2 protein-coding genes are annotated in these 1,756 nt (G+C 57.5%); both read left to right on the top strand.

The window, feature by feature from the left end; genetic code table 11:
• Positions 1-368 (top strand): hypothetical protein (locus tag ACE4YL_RS03745; protein WP_461369251.1); only part of this gene is annotated, 368 nt, incomplete at its 5' end.
• A gap of 63 nt (positions 369-431) precedes the next feature.
• The coding region (locus tag ACE4YL_RS03750; protein ID WP_461369252.1) for a DNA polymerase at positions 432-1,756 on the top strand (1,325 nt) is incomplete at its 3' end.

Genomic DNA, 1,756 nt, shown 5'->3' on the forward strand with positions numbered 1-1,756 from the left:
CTGCTGTCCTGGTGGACCTGCGGAAGGGATTCAGTAAGAATGGGACTCCTCAGTGGATCTGGACGTTTGCCATTATGAGCGGTGAGCATGCTGGTAAGGAGTTCCCGCTGTTCACGGCCATCATCCCGTCCGCCCTCTGGAAAGTCGCTGAGACTGTCGAGGCCCTTGGTCTGGGCAAGGGCGGCACAGTGAGCAAATTCACCAAGAGCGAGGCCCTGTTCCGGCGGTGCATAATCAATATCCGGAAGGATACCTACAACGGCCAGGAGCGGTCCTCTATCACCAAGGTGCTGCCGCACCCTGACGGCCCGGGGCCGGTCACCGGGTTCAACCCTAAGAAGGCTTCCGATGGCCCGGTTTCCTTCTAAGCTGGAACTAACCAGCGCCGGGGGTTGATACACCAGCCCCCGGCGCACTGGAGGTGAATCACGGTGCTAGTAGACAAGGTAGATGAGCATTATTGGACCCTGATGGAACGGTTTGAGAAAGCGCCAGAGCTGGCGATTGACGTCGAGACCACCGGCCTGAGGATCTGGCACGGGGACCGTATCTGCGGCATCGCTATCTACGATGGTGAGGTGGCTGCCTACTTCCCCTTTCGGCACGAGACCGGCTTCAACCTGCCCCTGGAGCGGCTGGAGGATTTCCGGCGGCTGATCCGAGGCAAGACCATCATCAACCACAATATCAAGTTCGACATAGAGGCTATGTGGGTGGACGGATTCCCGCTGCCGCACCGGGTCGAGGACTCGATGCTGGCAGCGCACCTGATAAATGAGAACGAGTACAAGCTTGACGCTCAAGGGCGGCCCATCAGGAGGTCGGGTGGCTACATGGCTACTGATTACACTCTCTCCCACCTGGCGAAGAAATATCTCGGCCAGGCTGACTCCAAGGACGAGATGGAGCAGATCATAAAGGAGAGAGGACTAACCAAGGGTAGTTTGTGGCGGTTGCCGCCGGAGCTGGTGGCACCATATGCTGTGGGTGATGTGAAGCTGGCCAAGGCCTTGCGTGATTTTTACGTTCCACACCTGAAGTTGTGGCGATTGTACGACCTATGGCAGGAGGTCAACCGCTATTGTATCATCACCGCCAAGATGGAGATCAGGGGTCTGCAGCTTGATCAGGATCGTATCCGCCAGTACATGGAAGAAGCGGAGCGGATGATAGAGCCGACTTTGAAGGAGATTCAAACTCTGGCTGGCTACGAGATTAACCCTGCCAGTCCTAAACAACTCCAGGCGTGGCTGGAGTTAGATAGCACCTCCAAGATGGTCTTGGAGGAGGAACTCATGCACCTGCCGGAGGACCACTCCAGAGCCATCGCCATCCGCAAGATTCTGGAATACCGGGGCTGGACCAAGGTTAACTCCACGTACTACCAGCCGTACCTGGAGTTATATGATTCCAACGGGATTATACACCCGAACCTGCTACTGCACGGGACGGTATCCGGGCGGCTATCTTGCGTACAGCCTAACTTGCAGGCGGTACCACGGTACTCCAAGGTATATAAAGTTAAAGACGTCTTCGTGGCCCGGCCCGGGCGCGTTCTGGTGTCGGCAGACTACTCCCAGGCGGAGGTCCGGTGGGGGACCCATTACGCCAGGGAGGAGAATATGGCGGCAAACCTCCTGGCTAGCAAGGACATTCACAGCGCAGCGGCGGAGGAGTTGGGGATTCCCCGGGACGCCGCCAAGCGAATCAACTTCGGCATTATCTACGGTATTGGCCGGAAGGCCCTAGCCAAGCA

The organism is Candidatus Darwinibacter acetoxidans (assembly GCF_041936445.1).
Taxonomy (GTDB): Bacteria; Bacillota; Limnochordia; order Darwinibacteriales; family Darwinibacteriaceae; genus DTU010.